Origin of the sequence: Streptomyces sp. NPDC085596 (genome assembly GCF_044541565.1) — a bacterium.
GTDB lineage: Bacteria > Actinomycetota > Actinomycetes > Streptomycetales > Streptomycetaceae > Streptomyces.
Genome location: NZ_JBITTC010000001.1, coordinates 102,844 through 122,334 on the forward strand (window position 1 = coordinate 102,844; position 19,491 = coordinate 122,334).

Below are 19,491 nucleotides of genomic sequence, written 5' to 3' on the forward strand. Positions count from 1 at the left end.
CCACCCACTTGACCCACCCCCGCCCCCTCTCTAGCTTCGCCAAGGATGTGAACAAGGCGCTCACGGCCGAGCACAGGCCGGACCGGCAAGGAGACCGAAGATGCCCGCACCCCGCACCATCCTGCTCACCGGCGCCGCAGGCGGCCTCGGCACCCTGATGCGCTCCCTGCTGCCGGCCCACGGCTACACCCTCCGCCTCCTCGACGCCCGCCCGATCCCTGACGCCCCGGAGGCCATCACCGCAGACCTGGCCGACCTGGACGCGCTGCGCGAGGCGGTACGCGGCACGGACGCGGTGCTGCACCTCGCGGGCATCTCCCTGGAAGCCCCGTTCGAGAAGATCCTGAAGTCCAACATCGAGGGCACCTACCACCTCTACGAGGCCGCCCGCCTCGAAGGCGTCCCCCGCGTGGTCTTCGCCTCCTCCAACCACGCGGTCGGCCACACCCCCGTCCCGGCTCCGGACGACCCCCGCATCCCGGTGGACACCCCGCACCGCCCGGACACCTTCTACGGCCTTTCCAAGTGCTTCGGCGAGGACCTGGCCCAGCTCTACTGGGACCGGCACGGCCTGGAGACCGTCTCCGTACGCATCGGCTCCTGCTTCCCGGAGCCGACCAGCGTGCGCATGCTCTCGATCTGGCTGAGCCCCGCCGACGCCGCCCGCCTCTTCCACGCGGCCCTGACCGCCGAGGGCGTCGGCCACACCATCGCCTACGGCTCCTCCGCCAACACCCGCCTGTGGTGGGACCTCACCTCCGCGCGAACCCTCGGCTACACCCCCGAGGACGACTCCGAGCCGTACGCCGGGAAGCTCATCGCCGAACAGGGCGACCTGGACCCCGCGAACCCGGCCCACGACCGCCTCGGCGGCCACTTCCTCACCGACCCGCCGATCTGGCCGTACTGACCACACCGGCGGGCTCGCCAACGGCCGGCAGGCCGAAAACGATCGCTCACGACCTCGGGCGGGCACCAAACGGGCCCGCCCGAGGTCGTGTTCGGGCACGCACGGCGCCCGCTCCCACCCCGTACCCCGCTGCCGCGCAGGTCCGGGACGGGCCCGGCGAGATGTGATCGGGCACACACGGGCAGGATCGGGCATGGAACAGACCTGGTCAGCGCCGCGTGTCCGCTGTAGAACTTCCCCCAGGGCCCGAACGGGCATCCCAGCGGGCATCTCAATGACGAGAGCGGGTGACGACATGAACACCAGGACGGCCGAGGAACGCCAACGCGAGATCGTGCGCGCGGCGCGGGCCACCGGTTCCGTCGACGTCACCGCGCTCGCCGACGAGCTGGGCGTGGCCAAGGAGACCATCCGGCGCGATCTGCGCGCGCTGGAGGACCACGGGCTGGTCCGCCGCACCCACGGCGGCGCCTACCCGGTGGAGAGCGCCGCCTTCGAGACCACGCTCGCCTTCCGCGCCACCAGCCACGTACCCGAGAAGCGCAGGATCGCGGCCGCCGCGGCCGAGCTGCTCGGGGACGCGGAGACGGTCTTCGTCGACGAGGGCTTCACCCCCCAGCTCATCGCCGAGGCCCTGCCGACCGGCCGGGCGCTGACCGTGGTGACCGCCTCGCTGCCCGTCGCGGGCGCCCTGGCGGAGGCCGAGAACGTGTCGGTCCTGCTGCTGGGCGGCCGGGTGCGGGCGGGCACACTCGCCACCGTCGACCACTGGACGACCAAGATGCTGGCCGGCTTCGTGGTGGACCTCGCCTACCTCGGTGCCAACGGCATCTCCCGCGAACACGGCCTGACCACGCCCGACCCGGCCGTCAGCGAGGTCAAGGCGCAGGCCATCCGGGCCGCCCGGCGCACGGTGTTCGCGGGCGTCCACACCAAGTTCGGGGCGGTCAGCTTCTGCCGGTTCGCCGAGATCGGCGCGCTGGACGCGATCGTCACGAGCACCCAGCTCCCGGCCGCCGAGGCCCACCGCTACTCGCTCCAGGGCCCACAGGTCATCCGCGTCTGACCCCGGGCCACCTCGTACCGCCGCACCCGCACACCACCTACACCACCCGGCCGTCCGCCGCGCCCGCGGCGAGCCGCACGGCCGGCCCGGCACACCCCACGCACCCCACGCACCACCCACACCACCCGCACCACCGACCTTCCGCTTTCCGGGACCGACAAGCGATCAGGAGCACCCCTTCATGCCAACCCAGAGCCGACGTACGCCACGCGTCCTCCTCGCCGCCTGCGCCGCGGGAGCGCTCATCAGTCCCCTCCTCACCGGCTGCGCGGGAGCGGGCGGCGCGGGCGGCGGTGGATCGGCGAGCCACTCCATCAACGTCCTGATGGTGAACAACCCGCAGATGGTGGAGCTCCAGAAGCTCACCGCCGCCAACTTCACCAAGAAGACCGGCATCAAGGTGAACTTCACCGTCCTGCCGGAAAACGATGTCAGAGACAAGATCAGCCAGGACTTCGCCAACCAGGCGGGCCAGTACGACGTCGCCACCCTCAGCAACTACGAGATCCCGATCTACGCCAAGAACGGCTGGCTCCACCCCGTGGACAGCTACGTCAAGAGCGACACCGCCTTCGACCAGAAGGACATCCTCGCCCCGATGACGCAGGCGCTGACCGGCGCGGACGGCAAGCTCTACGGCGAGCCCTTCTACGGCGAGTCCTCCTTCCTGATGTACCGCAAGGACGTCCTGGAGAAGAAGAAGCTGAAGATGCCGGCCCACCCCACCTGGAAGCAGGTGGCCGACATCGCCGCGAAGGCGGACGGCGCCGAGCCCGGCATGAAGGGCGTCTGCCTGCGCGGACTGCCCGGCTGGGGCGAGGTGATCGCCCCGCTGAGCACGGTGGTCAACACCTTCGGCGGCACCTGGTTCGACAAGGACTGGAAGGCGCGGCTCGACTCCCCCGAGTTCAAGAAGGCCACGCAGTTCTACGTGGACCTGGTGCGCAAGCACGGTGAGTCGGGAGCCGCCCAGTCCGGCTACGCCGAGTGCCTGAACAACATGACGCAGGGCAAGACGGCGATGTGGTACGACGCCACGGCGGGCGCGGGCTCGCTGGAGGCCGCCGGCTCCCCGGTCAAGGGCAAGATCGGCTACGTGTCCGCCCCGGTCGAGAAGACCAAGAGCTCCGGCTGGCTCTACACCTGGGCCTGGGGCATCCAGAAGGCGTCCAAGCACCCCGACGACGCCTGGAAGTTCATCTCGTGGGCGTCCGGCAAGGGCTACGAGAACCTCGTCGGCAAGACCGCGGGCTGGTCGAACGTGCCCGCCGGCAAGCGCGCGTCCACCTATGAGATCCCGGAGTACACCAAGGAGGCGGGCGCCTTCGCGGACGTCACCAGGGACGCCATAGCGAACGCCGAGCCGCAGAACCCGGGCGTACAGCCCCGGCCCGCGCCCGGCATCCAGTTCGTGGGCATCCCCGAGTTCACCGACCTGGGCACCAAGGTCGCCCAGGAGATCAGCACCGCCATCGCCGGACGTCAGTCCGTGGACAGCGCGCTGAAGAGGTCGCAGTCGTACGCCGAGGCCGTCGGCAAGAAGTACCGGAAGTAAGAAGTACGAGGATCATGACCGTAACGACATCGGCCCCCGTCGCCGCCGCCACCGCGCGGCGGGCGGCCGGGCCCTCGAACCGTATGCGCGGCTGGGCCACCCGCGCCCCGCTGCTGCCCGCCCTGATCTTCATGATCGCCGTCACGCAGCTGCCGTTCGTGGCGACCCTGGTGATCTCGTTCTTCAAGTGGAACGCGCTCTACCCGGACGACCGCCACTTCACCGGCCTGTCCAACTACGCCGACGTCCTCAGCACGTCCGAGCTGCGCCAGTCGGTGTGGACGACCGTCGTGCTGACGGTCTCCGTGGTGCTGGTCAGCCTGGTGCTCGGGCTGGTCCTCGCGCTGCTGCTGAACCGCCGCTTCCGCGGCCGGGGCGCCGTGCGCACCATGCTCATCGCGCCCTTCCTGCTGGTGCCGGTCGCGTCCGCCCTGCTCTGGAAGCATGTGCTGTTCAACCCCGAGTACGGCCTCTTCAACGGCGTCCTGCACTGGCTCGGCGGAAGCGGCGCGCCACAGCCGGACTGGATCTCCGAGATGCCGCTGGCGGCGGTCGCCGCCTCGCTGGTGTGGCAGTGGACGCCGTTCATGATGCTGATCCTGCTGGCCGGGCTGCAGAGCCGCGACTCGCAGCTGATCGAGGCGGCGGGGATGGACGGCGCGAACGGCTGGCAGGTCTTCGTCCACATCACCCTTCCGCATCTGCGCCGCTACCTCGAACTCGGCGTGCTGCTCGGTTCGATCTACATCGTGCAGAACTTCGACGCGGTGTTCACGATCACCTCCGGCGGCCTGGGCACCGCGAACCTGCCGTACACCGTCTACCAGACCTTCTACCAGGCGCACGAGAACGGCCTGGCCTCCGCCGCCGGTGTCCTCGTCGTCATCGGCTCGATCGTCATCGCGACCTTCGCCCTGCGCGTCGTGTCGTCCCTGTTCCGTGAGGAGGCCACCCGCGCATGACGACCTCCGTCACCGCTCCCGCGCGCCGGACCCGCTCCGGCCCCGGCGCCAAGGGCGCCGCCCTGTCCGCGGTCGCCTGGCTGGCCGGCCTGCTGTTCGTCCTGCCTCTGCTGTGGATGACGCTCACGTCCTTCCACTCCGAGGCGGACGCCGCGACCAACCCGCCCTCCCTCGCCGCCTCGCTCACCCTGGACAGCTACCGCGACTTCTTCGGCGTGGCCGGCGGGGCGAGCCCCTGGCCCGCGCTGATCAACTCGACGATGGCGTCCGTGGTGTCCACCGTGCTGACGCTGGTGCTGGCCCTGCCGGCCGCGTACGCGCTGTCCATCCGGCCGGTGAAGAAGTGGACCGACGTCCTGTTCTTCTTCCTGTCCACCAAGATGCTGCCGGCCGTGGCGGGCCTGCTGCCGATCTACCTCTTCGCCAAGGACACCGGGCTGCTGGACAACATCTGGGCGCTGATCGTGCTCTACACGTCCATGAATCTGCCGATCGCGGTGTGGATGATGCAGTCCTTCCTCTCCGAGGTACCGGTCGCGATCATCGAGGCGGCGCAGATCGACGGGGCCAGGCTGCCCACGGTGCTGGGCCGCGTGGTGGCGCCGATCGCCCTTCCGGGCATCGCGGCGACCGCCCTGATCTGCTTCATCTTCAGCTGGAACGAGCTGATGTTCGCTCGTGTGCTGACCGGTGTGGTCGCGCAGACCGCCCCGGTCTTCCTGACCAGTTTCATCACCAGCCAGGGCCTGTTCCTGGCCAAGGTGTGCGCCGCGTCGCTCGTCATCTCCCTGCCGGTACTCGCCGCGGGGTTCGCCGCCCAGGACAAGCTGGTCCAGGGTCTGTCGTTGGGAGCCGTGAAATGAAGGCCGCCGTCATCGAGTCCGTGGGCCGCGCCGTCGTCACCGAGGTCCCCGACCCGACGCCGGGTCCGCGCGACGTGGTCGTGGAGGTCGCCGCGTGCGGGATCTGCGGTACCGATCTGCACATCCTCCAGGGCGAGTTCGCGCCCAAGCTGCCGATCGTGCCGGGCCATGAGTTCGCGGGCCAGGTCGTCGGGATCGGCAGCCAGGTCACCGAGGTCGCGGTCGGCGACCAGGTCGCGGTGGACCCGTCCCTGTACTGCTACGAGTGCCGCTTCTGCCGCGACGGCCACAACAACATGTGCGAGCGCTGGGCCGCGATCGGCGTCACCACGGCCGGCGGCGCCGCCCAGTACGCGGTCGCGCCCGTGGCCAACTGCGTGAAGCTCCCCGAGCACGTCCGCCCCCAGGACGCGGCCCTCATCGAGCCCCTGTCCTGCGCGGTGCGCGGCTACGACATCCTCAACTCCCGCCTCGGCGCCCATGTCCTGATCTACGGCTCCGGCACCATGGGCCTGATGATGCTGGAGCTGGCCAAGCGCACGGGCGCGGCGAGCGTCGACATGGTCGACATCAACCCGGCCCGGCTGGAGACCGCCAAGCTGCTCGGCGTCTCGGGTTCGGCGGCGAACGCGGACGAGCTGGACCGGCCGCAGGGCTGGGAGGTCGTCATCGACGCGACCGGCAACGCGGCGGCGATCCAGGACGGCCTGGGCCGGGTCGCCAAGGCCGGCACCTACCTCCAGTTCGGCGTGGCCGACTACGCGACGCGGGTGACGATCGACCCGTACCGCATCTACAACCAGGAGATCACCATCACCGGCTCCATGGCGGTGCTGCACAGCTTCGAGCGGGCGGCGGAGCTGTTCGCGGGCGGGGTGCTGAACCCGGACGTGTTCATCAGCGACCGGATCGCGCTGGAGAACTACCCGCAGGCGCTGGAGCAGTTCGCGGCGGGCGTCGGCCGCAAGATCGTGGTGACGCCCTGACCTGTGCCTTACCCGGCGCCGTGACCCGAACGGGGGTCTCGGCGCCGGGTAAGGGAACGGCAAAGTGATGTCGTTCGTTCACCCGGCATGACCGCTATGACCCCTGGCTCCAACGTCCCGCTTCCGGCCGCCCGTGTGACGGTGGACGTGGCCGCACCGGTGCGGCTCGACGTGTCGGGCCTGCTGCTCACCGCCGACGGCAAGGTGCGCTCCGACGACGACTTCATCTTCTACAACCAGCCGGCCGGCCCCGGCGTGACCTACCGCTCGGGCGGTGGTTCCGCGCCGGACGCGATCGTGGTCGACACCGCCGCGGTGCCGCCGGACATCGAGAAGATCGTCGTCACCGCGAGCCCGGACGCGCCGGGCCAGACCTTCCAGGGCATCGAGCCGACGGCCACGATCCGCGACACGGACGGCGGCTCGGTCGTGGCCTCCTTCACCCCGCCCGGCCTCGGCGCAGAGACGGCCCTGGTGGTCGTGGAGATCTACCGGCGCAACGGCCAGTGGAAAGCCCGCGCGGTCGGCCAGGGCTACGCGAACGGCCTGGCGGGCATCGCCACGGACTTCGGGGTGACGGTGGAGGAACCGGCCCAGCCGGTGTCCGCGCCCTCTGCGCCGCAGGCACCCCCGGTCCCCCAGGCACCCCCGGTCCCCCAGGCACCTCCGGCCCCCGCGCCGGGCGCCGGCAAGATCAACCTGGACAAGGGCCGGGTGAACCTCCAGAAGAACCAGACGGTCTCCCTGGTCAAGGGCGGTGCCCCTCTCCTCTCCCGCGTCCAGATGGGTCTGGGCTGGGAGCCCGCCTACCGGGGCAAGGACATCGACCTGGACGCCTCGGTCATCGCCTACGGCCCCCAGCGCAACGCCGTCGACAGCTGCTACTTCGGCAAGCTGTCCATCCTGGGCGGCGCGGTCAAGCACTCCGGCGACAACCTCACCGGCGAGGGCGGCGGAGACGACGAGGTCATCACGGTCGACCTCGGCCGCATCCCCCAGGAGGTGACGGGCCTGGTCTTCACCGTCAACTCCTTCTCCGGCCAGAAGTTCACCGAGGTCGCCAAGGCGTACTGCCGCCTGGTGGACCCGGTATCCGGCGAAGAACTCGCCCGCTTCGACCTGACCTCCGCCGAACCCCAGACCGGCGTCCTGATGGCGAAGCTCGTCCGCCAGTACTCCGGCGAGTGGGACATGACAGCCCTGGGCGACTTCGTAAAGGCCCGCACGGTCCGGAACATGGTGAAGCCGGGGGCCCAGGCTCTGTGACGGAGGTTCAGGTCTAGAACGCGCGGCCGGGGCCCGTCACAGGGACCCCGGCCGGACACCGAACGGTGCGCCCGAGCTTCCCCACTCAGCCGTTCGGGACGAGTGCCCGGTAGCGGACCAACAGGTCCGCCGTGGTCTCCGCGTCCGCCGTCAGCAGCGGCGTCCGTACCGGCCCTGCCGGAAGGCCGAGGGCGTTGAGCAGGGCCTTCGCCGTCACCGTGCCCGGCAAGTCCGAGGCCATCATCGCCTCGATCAACGGAGTCACGCGGGACTGGAGTTCAGCCGCTCGCGCCGTGTCCCCCGCGTCGAACGCCGCCAAGATCCCCGCCACCTCCCCCGGCACCACATTGGCGATCGTGCTCACGCACCCGGCGGCGCCCACCGCGTACAGCGGGAGAATGTGTTCGTCGCACCCGGCGTAGTACGCCAACTCCGTCTCCGCCAGGACCTTCTGGATGCCGAGGAAGTCGTAGGAGCAGTCCTTGACGGCGATGATGCGAGGGTGTGCCGCCAGGCGGATCATCGTGGACGGGGCGATGCGGGTGCCGGTGCGGCCGGGGATGTCGTAGAGCATCAGGGGGAGGTCCGAGGCGTTCGCGACCTGCAGGAAGTGGGCCTCCACCGCCGCCTGTTGGGGCCGGCTGTAATACGGCGTGACCACAAGCGCCCCATCCGCCCCCGCCTTCTCCGCGGCGAGGGTCAGTTCGATGGTGTGCCGGGTGTCCGCCGTGCCGACGCCCGCCACCAGCGGGACGGCGTCGCCCACCGCCGAGCGGACCGCCGCGATCAGCTCCCGCTTCTCCGCGTCCGTGGTGGTGGGCGACTCGCCCGTGGTGCCGTTCAGGACCAGTCCGTCGCAGCCCCCGGCGACGAGACGGGCCGCCAAGCGGGCCGCCCCGTCCAGGTCGAGCGTGCCGGCCGACATGAACGGGGTGACCATCGCGCAGAGCGTGCGGCCGAAGGGTGCGTTCCGATGCCTCATGGTCGTAGTCTCGGCACCACGACCATGAAGCTCCACTTAAATCTGCTACGAGATGCAGCCAAGCAGACCTTAAGCATCAAGGTCGGAAGCGCAGCACCTGCGGGTCGTGGTCGCTGATCTGGTCGTGGAACTCCGAGTTGATGTGCACGCTGTCGTACGCGAACGAGCCCCGGCGGATCGCCTTGCTGATCAGGATCTGGTCGAGCACCTGCGCGTTGCCCTGGTAGTCGTAGGTGTAACGCTCGCTGCGGGGCAGCGACTTGATCGCCGACCAGAGCTGCCCGTCACCCTCCATGATCTTCGCGGTGTCGGAGAACTCGAAGTCGTTCATGTCCCCGAGCGCGATGACGTCCGCGTCCTTCTGGGCGCTCAGCAGGGACTTCACGAAGGTGTTGACCTCCGTCGCCTGCGCGTGCCGCTGCGTCTCCGAGCTGCGGACCACCGGCTGGTACTGCCCGGTGAGCGGCTGGTCGCCGCCCTTGGAGTTGAGGTGGTTGGCGATCACGAAGACCGTCCGGCCCCGGAACACGAACTCCCCGGCCAGCGGCTTGCGGCTGTTGGCCCACGCCGCGTTCGCCGGGTCGATACGGCCGGGCGACACCGTCAGCCGGGCCTTGCCGCGCTCCTTGGCGACGCCGACCGCCGTGGTGGAGTCGCCGCCCGCGCGGTCGGTGAAGGACACCCGCTCGGGGTTGAAGAGGAACACCTGCCGGATGTTGCCGCCCGGCTCGCCGCCGTCCTGCTTGTCGACGGGGTCGATGGAGCGCCAGTCGTAGCGCGGACCGCCCGCCGCGAGGATCGCGTCGATCAGCTTGCCGACCGTCGCGCCCGCACTCACCGTGCCGTCGTCGGTGGCGCCGTTGTCGTCCTGGATCTCCTCCAGGGACACGATGTCGGGCGAGCGCAGGTTGTTCACGATCGCGGACGCGTGCGCGTCGAAGGTGGCGTCGGACGGGTCGAGGTTCTCGACGTTGTACGTCGCCACCGCCAGCTCGCCGGCCGCCTGCTTGCGCGTGGTCTCCCGCTCCAGGCCGCCGCTCTCCAGCGTGCCGAGAGCGCTCGCCACCAGGGTGTAGCCGCCGAACTGGTTGAAGTCCAGCGGGCCGGTGGTGGTGCCGGCGAGGGTGTCGCCGACGTTCGCCTTCGGGAAGTCCGCTGTCGCGCCGAGGGACTGGATCTGGAGACGGCCGGTGTTCTGCGCGTCGTAGGAGCCGTACAGGGTGCCGCCCCGCTCGGTGCGGTGCTCCTTCGGCTTCACGGTGACCCACAGCTCGCTGTACGGGTCGGTGCCGGTGACCACGCGGGCGTCGCCGACCTGGACGTTCATGCCCTCCAGCGACTCGTAGTAGTCGAGGGCGTAGGTCGCGGGGGCGAGCGGGAGGGCGTTGACGGAGTTGTTCGCGGCCGGGTCGCCCGCCGGGGCGTATCGTTCCGGCACCGCGCGCTTGGTGATCACGACGGGGGCCGGGACGGCGTTGCCGGTGGAGATCGTGGTGACGACGGGCTTGGTGATCTCGGTGACCGACTGGTTGCCCGAGGCGGTGCCGCCCGGCACGTACTCGGAGACGGTGCCGGCGACGGTGACCGAGTCGCCCACCGCGGCCTTCGGCGTGGAGCTGGTGAAGACGAAGACGCCCTCGCTGGTGGCCGGGTCGGCGTCCGGGTTCGGGTCCTGGAGCCAGAAGCCCTTGGACGAACCGTAGGTGCGTACGGCGGTGACGACGCCGGGCACGTCGGCGACCTGCTTGCCCGCGTACGGCGAGAGGCGGGTGGTGCCCTGGATGTCGTGGACGCGCACCGAGTCGGCGTGCGCGGGCGAGGTGGCGACGACGGCGGACGCGGCGCCGCACACGGCGGCGACGGTGAGCGCGGCGAGACGCGCGGAAGTCCTGCTCGGCAAGGGGATTCCTCCGGGAACGTGACGGAACGCCGGGACGGGAACGCACAGCAGCGTGTGGGGCTCGTCGCCCTCTGTGACACGCGTAGAGCCGAGTGAACAGTTGTCCCCCCACCTCTACGCGCGTCAATCTCCTGCCTGGCGACTGGAGTTGTCAAGGTTTCGGCCACGTACGAGGGGTGACCGGGGCCGGAACCGGGCGGCTCGCGGCCAAACCCGTCTAGGCTGAGCGGTTGAGTGCTTTCCCGGTCCGAGGAGAACCAGCCGATGTCAGACAGCTCCCCCCTGCCGCCCGTACGGCTGCGTCCCGAAGCGGAGCTGGCGCGTGCCGCGCTGTCCACCCCGCTGCTTTCCCGCGCCGCCCGGCTCGCCCGCTGGGCGAACCCGGAGACCCGTGTCGACGCGGGCGGGAGCCTGGTCGAGGAACAGCTGCCCGCGGCCGCCGAGCTGCTCGCGCTGACCGGGGACGACGCCGCCGCGTACGCCGCCGAGGCATGGCGGGTGGCGGTGGACGCCGGCCTGGTCGAGATCACCGACGAGGAGGCCGGGACCGTGGCCCCCGGCGCGGACCTGGCCCTGCTGACCGGCGCCCCGCACGACGTGCTGACGCTCTGGCTCGCCGCGCTGGAGACGGTCGTCGCGGACGCCGGGGTGCCCGATCTGGACGGGCTGGCCGCCGCCCTGGAGGAGGGCGGCGAGATCGATTTCTCGTCACTCGACTGGGACCCCGAGGGCGAGGCGGAGCTGCTCGACGGCGTCCTTGGCAACCTCTATCTGCTGACCGTCGGTGAGGACGGACCCGGCGAGAGCCCGGTGCCGCTGCCCGCGCTGGCCGCCTCCATCATCGTCCCCGAAGACCTGGACGAGCCCAGCAACGACGTCCTGGAGCAGGTCTCCGACACGATGATGAAGCTGGACGACCAGTTCCGGATGCTGGAGCCGATCGGTCTGGTGGAGTACCGGCCGGTGGACGAGGAGCTGATGGCCGACGCGGAGGAGGAGCCCGCCGAGCCGGTCGACGAGGACGACATCGCCCGCTACGGCATGGTCCGGCTCACCCCGCTCGGGCTGTACGGGCTGCGGGCCCGGCTGCTGGAGGCCGGGTTCGAGGCTCCGGCCGTGGGCGAGCTGGCCGACAAGGGCGCGGACGCACTGCTCGACGGCACCGCGTCCTACGGGGAGTTCGCCGCGCGTGCCGAGACCGAGCAGTGGCTCGGACTGCGTGAACCCCTCGCTGCCGCGCGGGAGTTGCTGGCTGCCGCCCGGGGTGCGGACGCCGGGGCGCCGCTGCGGCGGCTGCGCTGCCAGCAGGCGCTGTCCCTGGTGGGCGCGGCGGCCGAGCCCGCGCTGCGGGAGGTGCTGGACGATCCGGAGCTGGGCGGTCTCGCCCGGGTCTGGCTGAGCGAGCGGGGCGCGCCGGACGTGCCCGCGCCGTCGCAGGACCTGGTGTTCTGGCTGACCGTCGACACGATCGCCGCGCAGCTCCAGGCGGAGGGCAACTCCGAGGAGCTGCAGGCGCTGGTGGAGGGGCTGGCCGAGCAGCACAGCGGGTTCTTCTCGGCCGCCTGGCGGGTGGAGCACCCGGCGACGGCGGACGTGCTGGAGGCGATGGGACGGCTGCACCCGGACAAGCGGGTGGCCAAGGAGGCGCGCAAGGCGGCGTTCAAGGCGAGGTCGCAGCAACAGGGGAACTGACAGGGCCCTGTCTCCTGGGGTGTACGGCAGCGGTGTCCTGGGCGCGGTGCGGTGTTCAACTCCCGTTCAGTGACGGGCGGAAATGTGTCGGCCGAACGAGGCCCGCGCCACCCTCGCCCTCCGCCACGGGCATCCCGACCGTCACAGGAGACACCATGTCACTCACCCGCAGGGACTTCGCCAGGACGACCGCGGTCACCGGTGCCGGGGTCGTGCTCGCGGGCAGCGTCGGCGCCCTCGCCACCGCCCCGCAGGCCCTCGCCGCGACCGACCTCGACGGCGCGGAGGACGCGCACGGCCACCCCGGCGTCGGCTACGGCCCGCTCGTCCCCGACCCGGACGGCATCCTCGCGCTGCCCGCGGGCTTCTCGTACCGGGTGGTGACGTACAGCGGCCGTACCCGGCTGGAGTCGGGCGAGTCCACCCCGTCCCACCACGACGGCACGGCCGCCTTCGCCGGTCCGCGTGGTGCGGTGCTGCTGGTGAACAACCACGAGCTGAAGGGCCCGCGCGCGAGCTGGGAGCACCCGGTGCCGCTGACCGAGGGCCTGGTGTACGACCCGGCGGCCGCGGGTGGCTGCACGGTGGTGGAGGTCCGCCGCGACCAGGTCGCCGAGTGGGTCGGCATCGCCGGTACGTCCACCAACTGCGCGGGCGGCAGCACTCCTTGGGGCACCTGGCTGACCTGCGAGGAGACCGAGGACCGGGCCGGACAGAACGGCATGACCAAGGACCACGGCTACGTCTTCGAGGTCGACCCCGCGGACAGCCGCGCCAACCGTGCGCCGGGGCCGCTGAAGGCACTGGGCCGTTACGCCCACGAGGCCGTGGTGGTCGACCCGAAGCGGGGCCACCTCTTCCTCACCGAGGACGCGTCCGGCCCCAACGGCCTGCTCTACCGCTGGACCCCGCCGGAGGGCTTCCACCACGGCCGGGGCCGGCTGCGCACCCTCGCGGACGACGCGGGCGCCCTCCAGGCGTTCCGCTGCTTCGACTCCGGCGGCCGCTTCGTGGACGACCTCTCGCGCGCGACGCGGATCGGCACGGTGTACGGCGTGGACTGGGCCGACGTACCCGACCGGGACGCGCGTACGGTCCCAGTACGTAAGCAATTCAGCGACGGCCAGGTGACACGGGCCCGCAAGCTGGAGGGCATGTGGTGGGGCGACGGCGGGGTCTACGTCGTCTCGTCCTACGCCCGCGAGGAGAGCCCCGTACGGCACGACGGCCAGGTGTGGTTCTACGACCCCCGGCGCCGGACGCTGACCCTGAAGGTGCTCCTCGGCACCGGGGGCGTGTTCGACGGCCCCGACAACATCACCGTCTCCCCCTACGGCGGCCTGATCATCGCCGAGGACGGCGAGGGCGCGCAGCACCTGTTCGGCGCGACCGACAGCGGCCGTACGTACCCGATCGCCCGCAACGAACTCAACATCGGCACGGATACGGCCCCCGAGTACAGCGAGTTCACCGGTGTCACCTTCTCCCCCGACGGCCACACCCTCTTCGCCAACATCCAGCAGCCGGGCATCATGCTGGCGATCACGGGGCCGTGGAAGCGGCAGCGACGGGGCTAGACTCCGGGGGCCAACCCCCTCCCGCCCGACAGGAAGCACCCGCATGCCCCACCCCAGGCCCATGCGGGCGGACGCCCGGCGCAACCGTGAACGCCTCCTGACCGCGGCGGCGTCGGCGTTCGCCGAACACGGTGAGAACGCCTCCCTGGACGACATCGCCAAACGCGCCGGCGTCGGCTCCGGCACGCTCTACCGCCACTTCCCCACCCGCCGAGCCCTCCTGGAAGCGGCGTACGCGGCCCGGATCGAGGCACTGGGCGAACGCGGCGAGGAACTGTCGCGGACGTTGTCCCCGGGCGAGGCCCTGACGGAGTGGCTCCACGAGGTGTGCGTGGCGACGATCCAGGTCCGGGGCCTGAAGACTCTCCTGGGGTCAGCCGTGACAGACACTCCCCTCACAGCCTGCGGCACGGTAGTGAAGTCCACGGCAACCCGCCTGGTCGACCTGGCCCAGTCCGAGGGCACCCTCCGCCCCGACCTGACCCCCACCGACCTCCTCCGCCTCACCCACGGGGTCGCGACGGCGGCGGAACTGGGAGGCGGGCAGGGAGAGATCAGGCGGTACCTGGGGCTGCTGCTGGAGGGAATCCGACTGCAGCCCCCGCGCCCGTAGCCCCCAGCGGACGCGCCGTCATTCGGCCGCCCCCGAAATCGGCTGGGCTCGTCCGCCAGTCCGGCACTTCAGTGGAAGCTCAGCGCCCGTCTTGCCTCACTGATGCGCTTCTGAGCGTCGATGCCATATACGGCGGACTCCCGCAGCGTCCTCCAGGTCCGCAGATACGTGTCGACGCTCGCCCCGTCGTCGATCCACAACTCGGCGTGCCAGTTCTCAACGATCACCTGGCGATCGTCGTAGATCCAAAAAGCCGTGGCCGGGGGGATCTTGAGGGGGGCGGAAAGGGGGATGATTCCCAGCTCGACCGTATCCAGACCGACGGCCCCCGCAAGGCGATCAAGCTGGGCCGCGAGCACCGACGACGGACAGATCAAGGTGCGTAGGGCCGCTTCCCACAGGATGAGGTGGAACCGCTTCGAGGAGTCGTACAGCCCTTCTTGCCGCTTCATCCGGGATCGGACTGCTTCCTCGGTGTCGCGTGGCGATCCTTGCAGCTCCGCGTACCTCGTGAAGACCGACCGAGCGTAGTCCGGCGTCTGGAGGATTCCGAAGATCATGGAGGACTCATAGCCGCGAAACACCGAGGCTTCGGCATGAGCGCTCAGGTGGGCGTCCTGGACGGCCTTGTGCCCCGAGGCCAGGTGACGCCGCCATGACCTGATGTGGGACTCGAAGCCACGGAGGCGCGCGACCAGCTCCTCGTACGCCTCCGGCTGACCGGTTGCCTCCGCCCAGCCGCGCAGGTCTTCGGAGGTCGGGGTCTGCCTGGCGTTCTCCAGCCTGCTGACCTTGGACTTGTTCCACCCGTTGCGCCCGGCAACCTCAGCGCCGGTGAGCCGGCCCCCAGGGGCGGAGAGCCGGAGTTCGCGCAGCCGTACCCCGAGTGCCTCTCGTGCCTGCTGATAATCCGTGCTCACCGGTACGCACCTGCCTCAGTCCTCCTTCGCGGCCAACCGTGCCGCGAACTCCTCGTACGGGACGGCATGATGCAGCGCCGCGTCACGCACCATCGCGTACCGCAGTACCGCAGCGGGCTCCGTGATCAGCTCGACGCTGACCAGGTTGTCGGCGTCATCGAAGTTGAGCAGCGCGACCAGCCGGGAATCGAAGATCCAGAAATCTTCGGTGGGCAGGCCAAGACGCTCGGCATCTTCTCGCCACACATTGAGGATCTTCTCCCCGACGGCGCTGTTGCGGCGTGCGTTGTCGAGCAGGTAGAGCTGCCCCGCCGTGGGCGGGTTGTCGACGACGCGGACCCGCTCGAACCGCTTGCCGAGCGCGGACTGCTCACGGCGCTCAGCGCACCATTGCGCGTCCACTCCCTCCCAGTCGACGGCCTCTCCACGCGTCAATTGGGCGTAGGTGTCGGTGAGCTCGTCCGATGCGTAGCGGCGGCGCGTCTCCAGGCGCCACGCCGTGTGCTCGAACTGTGTGAAGAGTCGGTCGAATTCGTCCAGCCCAACGACGTGGGGCACTCGGGCGACCTCCTTCGGGCCGAAGTCCACCAGCAGCTCGCGCGGCACCAGGATGGGCACCTCGCCCTCGTTCAGGTGTCGGAGCTGGGCGATGTCGTCGGGGTCGGTGAGGGCGGGGCCGTGCACGATGACCTCACCGGTGAGGAGATCCTCATGAATGGACGGGCATCCGTTGACGCCACTGCCCGTGCCGTTGAAGCGCAGTCGTCGGGGCATGATCAGACCCTTCCCTCCGTGGACTGGTCTCCCAGGCTTCCACGAGGCCAACACCCCACGCACGGTATTCGGTTGGCCTGAATCAGCAACCTTACGCAACTCCACCGATGAGTAGAGCAACTTCGCGCAACTTGCATGGCGCGGCGCACCCCTTGCTCCCTACCGTCGCGTTGCCACGACTCCAAGGCTTGCCCGATCAGAGAAAGCAGACCGACATGCCCCGACCGACCACGCATGCCAGGCCGACCGGGCATCCCGGCTACAGCGAAACGCTGCCGCGGGTACCCGGAAGCGCTGGGCTCGCGCGCCGCTTGGTACGCGCCGCGCTCACCGCCTGGGGCATGCACGACCTGGCCGACGACGCGGTCCTGGTCGCCTCCGAGCTGGTGGCCAACGCCGTGCGATATGCCCGGCGGGAGTCCATCCGCGTGGTGGTGGAGCGGATCACACCGGGCACAGTCCGGGTGGCCGTCGCGGACTTCTCCCGTTCTCTGCCCGAGCCCTGCACACCGAGCGACCACGACGAGAGCGGTCGCGGCCTGGTAGTCGTCATGGCGCTCGCGACGAACTGGGGCACGGATGAGCGGCGCTGGGGGAAGGTCGTGTGGGCGGAACTGGAGGAACGCGGGTGACTGACGAAGACATGCGTGGCCGCAGCACAGCCCGAGCCCACCTGTCGCAGTTGATCGACATGTTCGGCTCGGACGGCTGTCTGCGGATCAGCACGACCTCTGCCCCCGACACAGGCAGCGCGGCCCCGGACATCGCCCCCAACCGCGGCGAGCCGGAGAACGACGGGGCGCCCTGAGGGCTCCTCCGGCTCCAACACCCGCCGATCGCAGCACCTTTGGCGACCGGCGGTGGAAATGGGCTAACAGCTCACCGATCGCGGCGAAGCGTGATCAGGTCGGCGTGTGGAGTCCATCATCGCCAGCGCCGTAGCCGTCCTGGGAACCCTGCTCGGGTCGGGGATCACTCTGGCGTTTCAGCAACGCACCACGGACAGAAGCCATCAGTTCACTCGCCGCGAGAAGCTTCGGCAGGAGCGACTCGACGCCTACTCCGCCTATGCCGGAGCGTTGGTCAACTATCGCCGCTGTCTGGTTCATCTCTGGTTCTGTGAGCACGAGCAGCCGCCGCCGGAGGAGCCCCACGCGGTGCGTGTCCGCGCGTACGACCTGCGCTCCAACGCCCAGGAAGCCCTCTTTCGCGTGGAGATGCTCACGGACGACGAGGGGCTGAGCCGGGCTGCGGCAGACCTGCTCGAGGTCATCATGACGCTGCCCAAGGTGGACAACAGGGCCGGTCTGGACGAGCTGAGAGACCGGACCCGTGACGGCATCAGCCAACTCGTCGGCTCGGCGAAACAGCACTTGTGAGGTGTGCGCACGGACCGCTGCCTCCTTTACCTGAGCGGGGCCCGTGCACGAGCGCCCTCCCGCCTCGTACTGGGGGGAAGGGCGCTCGACTGGCCACGACTCAGTTGTGGCTGTGCAGGATGTCGTTCAGCCCGCCCCACACCGCGTTGTTCGGCCGAGCCTCAACCGCACCCGTAACCGAGTTCCGGCGGAACAGGATGTTCGACGCCCCGCTCAGGTCGCGGGCCTTCACGATCTGGCCGTCGGGCATCGTGACGCGGGTGCCGGCCGTGACGTAGAGGCCCGCCTCGACCACGCACTCATCGCCCAGCGCGATGCCCACGCCCGCCTCCGCGCCGACCAGGCAGCGCTCGCCGATGGCGATGATGACGTTGCCGCCGCCGGAGAGGGTGCCCATGGTGGAGGCGCCGCCGCCGATGTCGGAGCCGTCGCCGACGACGACGCCCGCGGAGATGCGGCCCTCGACCATGGAGGTGCCCAGCGTGCCGGCGTTGAAGTTGACGAAGCCCTCGTGCATGACCGTGGTGCCCTCGGAGAGGTGCGCGCCGAGGCGGACGCGGTCGGCGTCGGCGATGCGGACGCCCTTGGGGGCGACGTAGTCCGTCATGCGGGGGAACTTGTCGATCGAGGTGACCTGGAGGTGCAGCCCTTCGGCGCGGGCGTTCAGCCGCACCTTCTCGATGTCGTCCACGGCGACCGGGCCGAGCGAGGTCCAGGCGACGTTGGCGAGGTGGCCGAAGATGCCGTCCAGGCTCTGGCCGTGCGGCTTGACCAGGCGGTGCGAGAGCAGGTGCAGGCGCAGGTAGACGTCGTGCGCGTCGAGCGGCTTCTCGTCCAGCGAGGCGATGACCGTACGGACCGCGACCACCTCGACGCCACGCCGGGCGTCCGGGCCGAGCGCGGAGACCGCGTTGTCGCCCAGCAGTTCGGCGGCCCGGTCGGCGGAGAGGCGCTCGCTGCCGGACGGACCCGGCTCGGCGACCAGCTCGGGCGCCGGGAACCAGGTGTCGAGAACGGTGCCGTCGGCGGCGATGGTGGCGAGGCCGGCGGCGACGGCGCCGGTGGTACGGGAAGCAGTGTCGGTCATGCGAAAAACCTAACGTGGGGGCGGGGTGAGGGCCTAACCGGCAGGGCCTGACCGGCGGATTCCGACCGGCGGGGCCCGACCGGTGTGCGGCGGCCGGGTACGCGAAGGCGGCGGCACCCCAGGGCGCCGCCGCCTGCTTCACACGAGGTGGGTCTCAGACGTTGAACCCCAGCGCCCGCAGCTGCTCGCGGCCGTCGTCGGTGATCTTGTCCGGGCCCCACGGCGGCATCCAGACCCAGTTGATGCGGAGTTCGCTGACCAGGCCGTCGGTGACGGACTTGGCCTGGTCCTCGATGACGTCCGTCAGCGGGCAGGCCGCCGAGGTCAGGGTCATGTCGATCGTGGCGATGTTCGCGTCGTCGACGTGAATGCCGTAGATCAGACCGAGGTTGACGACGTCGATGCCCAGCTCGGGGTCGACGACGTCCATCAGGGCCTCGCGGAGTTCTTCCTCCGAGACCGGTTTCATCTCAGTGGTGTCGGTCATGCCGTCTTCCTTTCGGCGTCCGCGCCGGCCTCGCCCAGGGCCTGGGCCGTCGCGTCCTTCCACGCCATCCAGCTCAGGAGGGCGCACTTGACCCGCGCGGGGTACTTGGAGACACCGGCGAACGCGACCGCGTCCTCCAGCACCTCCTCCATCGCGTCGTCGGGCTCGATCCGGCCCTTGGACTGCATCAGCTCCAGGAAGGTCTCCTGGATCTTCTGTGCCTCGGGCAGGTCCTTGCCCACCAGCAGCTCGTTCAGCACGGACGCCGAAGCCTGGCTGATGGAACAGCCCTGGCCCTCGTACGAGACGTCCGCGATCGTCGTGCCGTCGTACTTCACCCGGAGGGTGATCTCGTCGCCGCACGTCGGGTTCACATGGTGTACCTCGGCGTCGCCGTCCCTCAGACCACGCCCGTGCGGGTTCTTGTAGTGGTCCAGGATGACTTCCTGGTACATCGAATCCAGCTTCACGG

The 19,491-nt window shown here is 70.2% G+C and carries 20 protein-coding genes; 13 read left to right on the top strand and 7 right to left on the bottom strand.

Annotated features, from left to right (window positions below; translation table 11 throughout):
• Nucleotides 1–100 precede the first annotated feature (100 nt).
• From ACIGA3_RS00525 to ACIGA3_RS00555, 7 genes are all read left to right on the top strand, one after another.
• Entirely contained in the window at nucleotides 101–910 is an 810-nt protein-coding gene (locus ACIGA3_RS00525) for an NAD-dependent epimerase/dehydratase family protein (RefSeq protein ID WP_399708639.1), read from the top strand.
• 295 nt (nucleotides 911–1,205) lie between these two features.
• On the top strand, nucleotides 1,206–1,976 hold the full coding sequence (locus tag ACIGA3_RS00530; protein ID WP_399708641.1) for a DeoR/GlpR family DNA-binding transcription regulator: 771 nt from the start codon (nucleotides 1,206–1,208) through the stop codon (nucleotides 1,974–1,976).
• A gap of 181 nt (nucleotides 1,977–2,157) precedes the next feature.
• On the top strand, nucleotides 2,158–3,531 hold the full coding sequence (locus ACIGA3_RS00535) for an ABC transporter substrate-binding protein (RefSeq protein ID WP_399708644.1): 1,374 nt from the start codon (nucleotides 2,158–2,160) through the stop codon (nucleotides 3,529–3,531).
• Between the two features lie 14 nt (nucleotides 3,532–3,545).
• Entirely contained in the window at nucleotides 3,546–4,493 is a 948-nt protein-coding gene (locus ACIGA3_RS00540) for a carbohydrate ABC transporter permease (RefSeq protein WP_399708647.1), read from the top strand.
• Nucleotides 4,490–5,356, top strand: coding sequence for a carbohydrate ABC transporter permease (locus ACIGA3_RS00545; protein WP_388991916.1), 867 nt, complete (start codon nucleotides 4,490–4,492; stop codon nucleotides 5,354–5,356). The genes ACIGA3_RS00540 and ACIGA3_RS00545 overlap by 4 nt, the downstream gene beginning before the upstream one ends.
• Complete coding sequence (locus tag ACIGA3_RS00550) at nucleotides 5,353–6,342, top strand: zinc-dependent alcohol dehydrogenase family protein (protein WP_399708650.1); 990 nt, start codon at nucleotides 5,353–5,355, stop codon at nucleotides 6,340–6,342. Before ACIGA3_RS00545 ends, ACIGA3_RS00550 begins: the two co-directional genes overlap by 4 nt.
• A 96-nt stretch (nucleotides 6,343–6,438) precedes the next feature.
• On the top strand, nucleotides 6,439–7,608 hold the full coding sequence (locus tag ACIGA3_RS00555) for a TerD family protein (protein ID WP_399710740.1): 1,170 nt from the start codon (nucleotides 6,439–6,441) through the stop codon (nucleotides 7,606–7,608).
• A gap of 85 nt (nucleotides 7,609–7,693) precedes the next feature.
• On the opposite strand, the gene dapA is transcribed toward ACIGA3_RS00555, so the two are convergent.
• Together dapA and ACIGA3_RS00565 are read right to left on the bottom strand one after the other, a co-directional pair.
• Nucleotides 7,694–8,590, bottom strand: a complete 897-nt coding sequence (gene dapA, locus ACIGA3_RS00560; protein ID WP_399708652.1) for a 4-hydroxy-tetrahydrodipicolinate synthase — start codon at nucleotides 8,588–8,590, stop codon at nucleotides 7,694–7,696.
• Between the two features lie 76 nt (nucleotides 8,591–8,666).
• A complete protein-coding gene (locus ACIGA3_RS00565) occupies nucleotides 8,667–10,490 on the bottom strand; it encodes an endonuclease/exonuclease/phosphatase family protein (RefSeq protein ID WP_399708655.1) in 1,824 nt (607 codons plus the stop codon).
• A 264-nt stretch (nucleotides 10,491–10,754) separates the two neighbouring features.
• Here ACIGA3_RS00565 and ACIGA3_RS00570 point away from each other — a divergent pair, with 264 nt between their 5' ends.
• The 3 genes from ACIGA3_RS00570 (at nucleotide 10,755) to ACIGA3_RS00580 (ending at nucleotide 14,372) form a co-directional block, all read left to right on the top strand.
• Nucleotides 10,755–12,182 (top strand): hypothetical protein, encoded by a 1,428-nt coding sequence (locus tag ACIGA3_RS00570; RefSeq protein ID WP_399708658.1) that lies wholly within the window; start codon nucleotides 10,755–10,757, stop codon nucleotides 12,180–12,182.
• Between the two features lie 155 nt (nucleotides 12,183–12,337).
• A complete protein-coding gene (locus ACIGA3_RS00575; protein ID WP_399708661.1) occupies nucleotides 12,338–13,759 on the top strand; it encodes an alkaline phosphatase PhoX in 1,422 nt (473 codons plus the stop codon).
• A gap of 43 nt (nucleotides 13,760–13,802) precedes the next feature.
• Nucleotides 13,803–14,372 (top strand): TetR/AcrR family transcriptional regulator, encoded by a 570-nt coding sequence (locus ACIGA3_RS00580; RefSeq protein WP_399708664.1) that lies wholly within the window; start codon nucleotides 13,803–13,805, stop codon nucleotides 14,370–14,372.
• 68 nt (nucleotides 14,373–14,440) lie between these two features.
• Here the strand turns inward: ACIGA3_RS00580 and ACIGA3_RS00585 are convergent, their stop codons facing one another.
• Entirely contained in the window at nucleotides 14,441–15,292 is an 852-nt protein-coding gene (locus ACIGA3_RS00585; RefSeq protein WP_399708667.1) for a helix-turn-helix domain-containing protein, read from the bottom strand.
• 15 nt (nucleotides 15,293–15,307) lie between these two features.
• Nucleotides 15,308–16,066: a DUF6879 family protein gene (locus ACIGA3_RS00590; RefSeq protein ID WP_399708670.1), complete on the bottom strand. Its 759-nt coding sequence runs from the start codon at nucleotides 16,064–16,066 to the stop codon at nucleotides 15,308–15,310.
• A 215-nt stretch (nucleotides 16,067–16,281) separates the two neighbouring features.
• Between ACIGA3_RS00590 and ACIGA3_RS00595 the strand changes: the two genes are divergently transcribed.
• The 3 genes from ACIGA3_RS00595 (at nucleotide 16,282) to ACIGA3_RS00605 (ending at nucleotide 17,445) form a co-directional block, all read left to right on the top strand.
• Nucleotides 16,282–16,698: an ATP-binding protein gene (locus tag ACIGA3_RS00595; protein ID WP_399708673.1), complete on the top strand. Its 417-nt coding sequence runs from the start codon at nucleotides 16,282–16,284 to the stop codon at nucleotides 16,696–16,698.
• Complete coding sequence (locus ACIGA3_RS00600; protein WP_399708676.1) at nucleotides 16,695–16,874, top strand: hypothetical protein; 180 nt, start codon at nucleotides 16,695–16,697, stop codon at nucleotides 16,872–16,874. Before ACIGA3_RS00595 ends, ACIGA3_RS00600 begins: the two co-directional genes overlap by 4 nt.
• 106 nt (nucleotides 16,875–16,980) lie before the next feature.
• Nucleotides 16,981–17,445 (top strand): hypothetical protein, encoded by a 465-nt coding sequence (locus tag ACIGA3_RS00605; protein ID WP_399708679.1) that lies wholly within the window; start codon nucleotides 16,981–16,983, stop codon nucleotides 17,443–17,445.
• Between the two features lie 100 nt (nucleotides 17,446–17,545).
• Here the strand turns inward: ACIGA3_RS00605 and dapD are convergent, their stop codons facing one another.
• The 3 genes from dapD to sufU all read right to left on the bottom strand — a co-directional run bounded on the left by dapD (nucleotide 17,546) and on the right by sufU (nucleotide 19,489).
• Entirely contained in the window at nucleotides 17,546–18,532 is a 987-nt protein-coding gene (gene dapD, locus ACIGA3_RS00610; protein WP_399708681.1) for a 2,3,4,5-tetrahydropyridine-2,6-dicarboxylate N-succinyltransferase, read from the bottom strand.
• 154 nt (nucleotides 18,533–18,686) lie between these two features.
• Nucleotides 18,687–19,019, bottom strand: a complete 333-nt coding sequence (locus ACIGA3_RS00615; RefSeq protein ID WP_399708683.1) for a metal-sulfur cluster assembly factor — start codon at nucleotides 19,017–19,019, stop codon at nucleotides 18,687–18,689.
• A complete protein-coding gene (sufU, locus tag ACIGA3_RS00620; protein ID WP_399708685.1) occupies nucleotides 19,016–19,489 on the bottom strand; it encodes a Fe-S cluster assembly sulfur transfer protein SufU in 474 nt (157 codons plus the stop codon). Before sufU ends, ACIGA3_RS00615 begins: the two co-directional genes overlap by 4 nt.
• Nucleotides 19,490–19,491 lie beyond the last annotated feature (2 nt).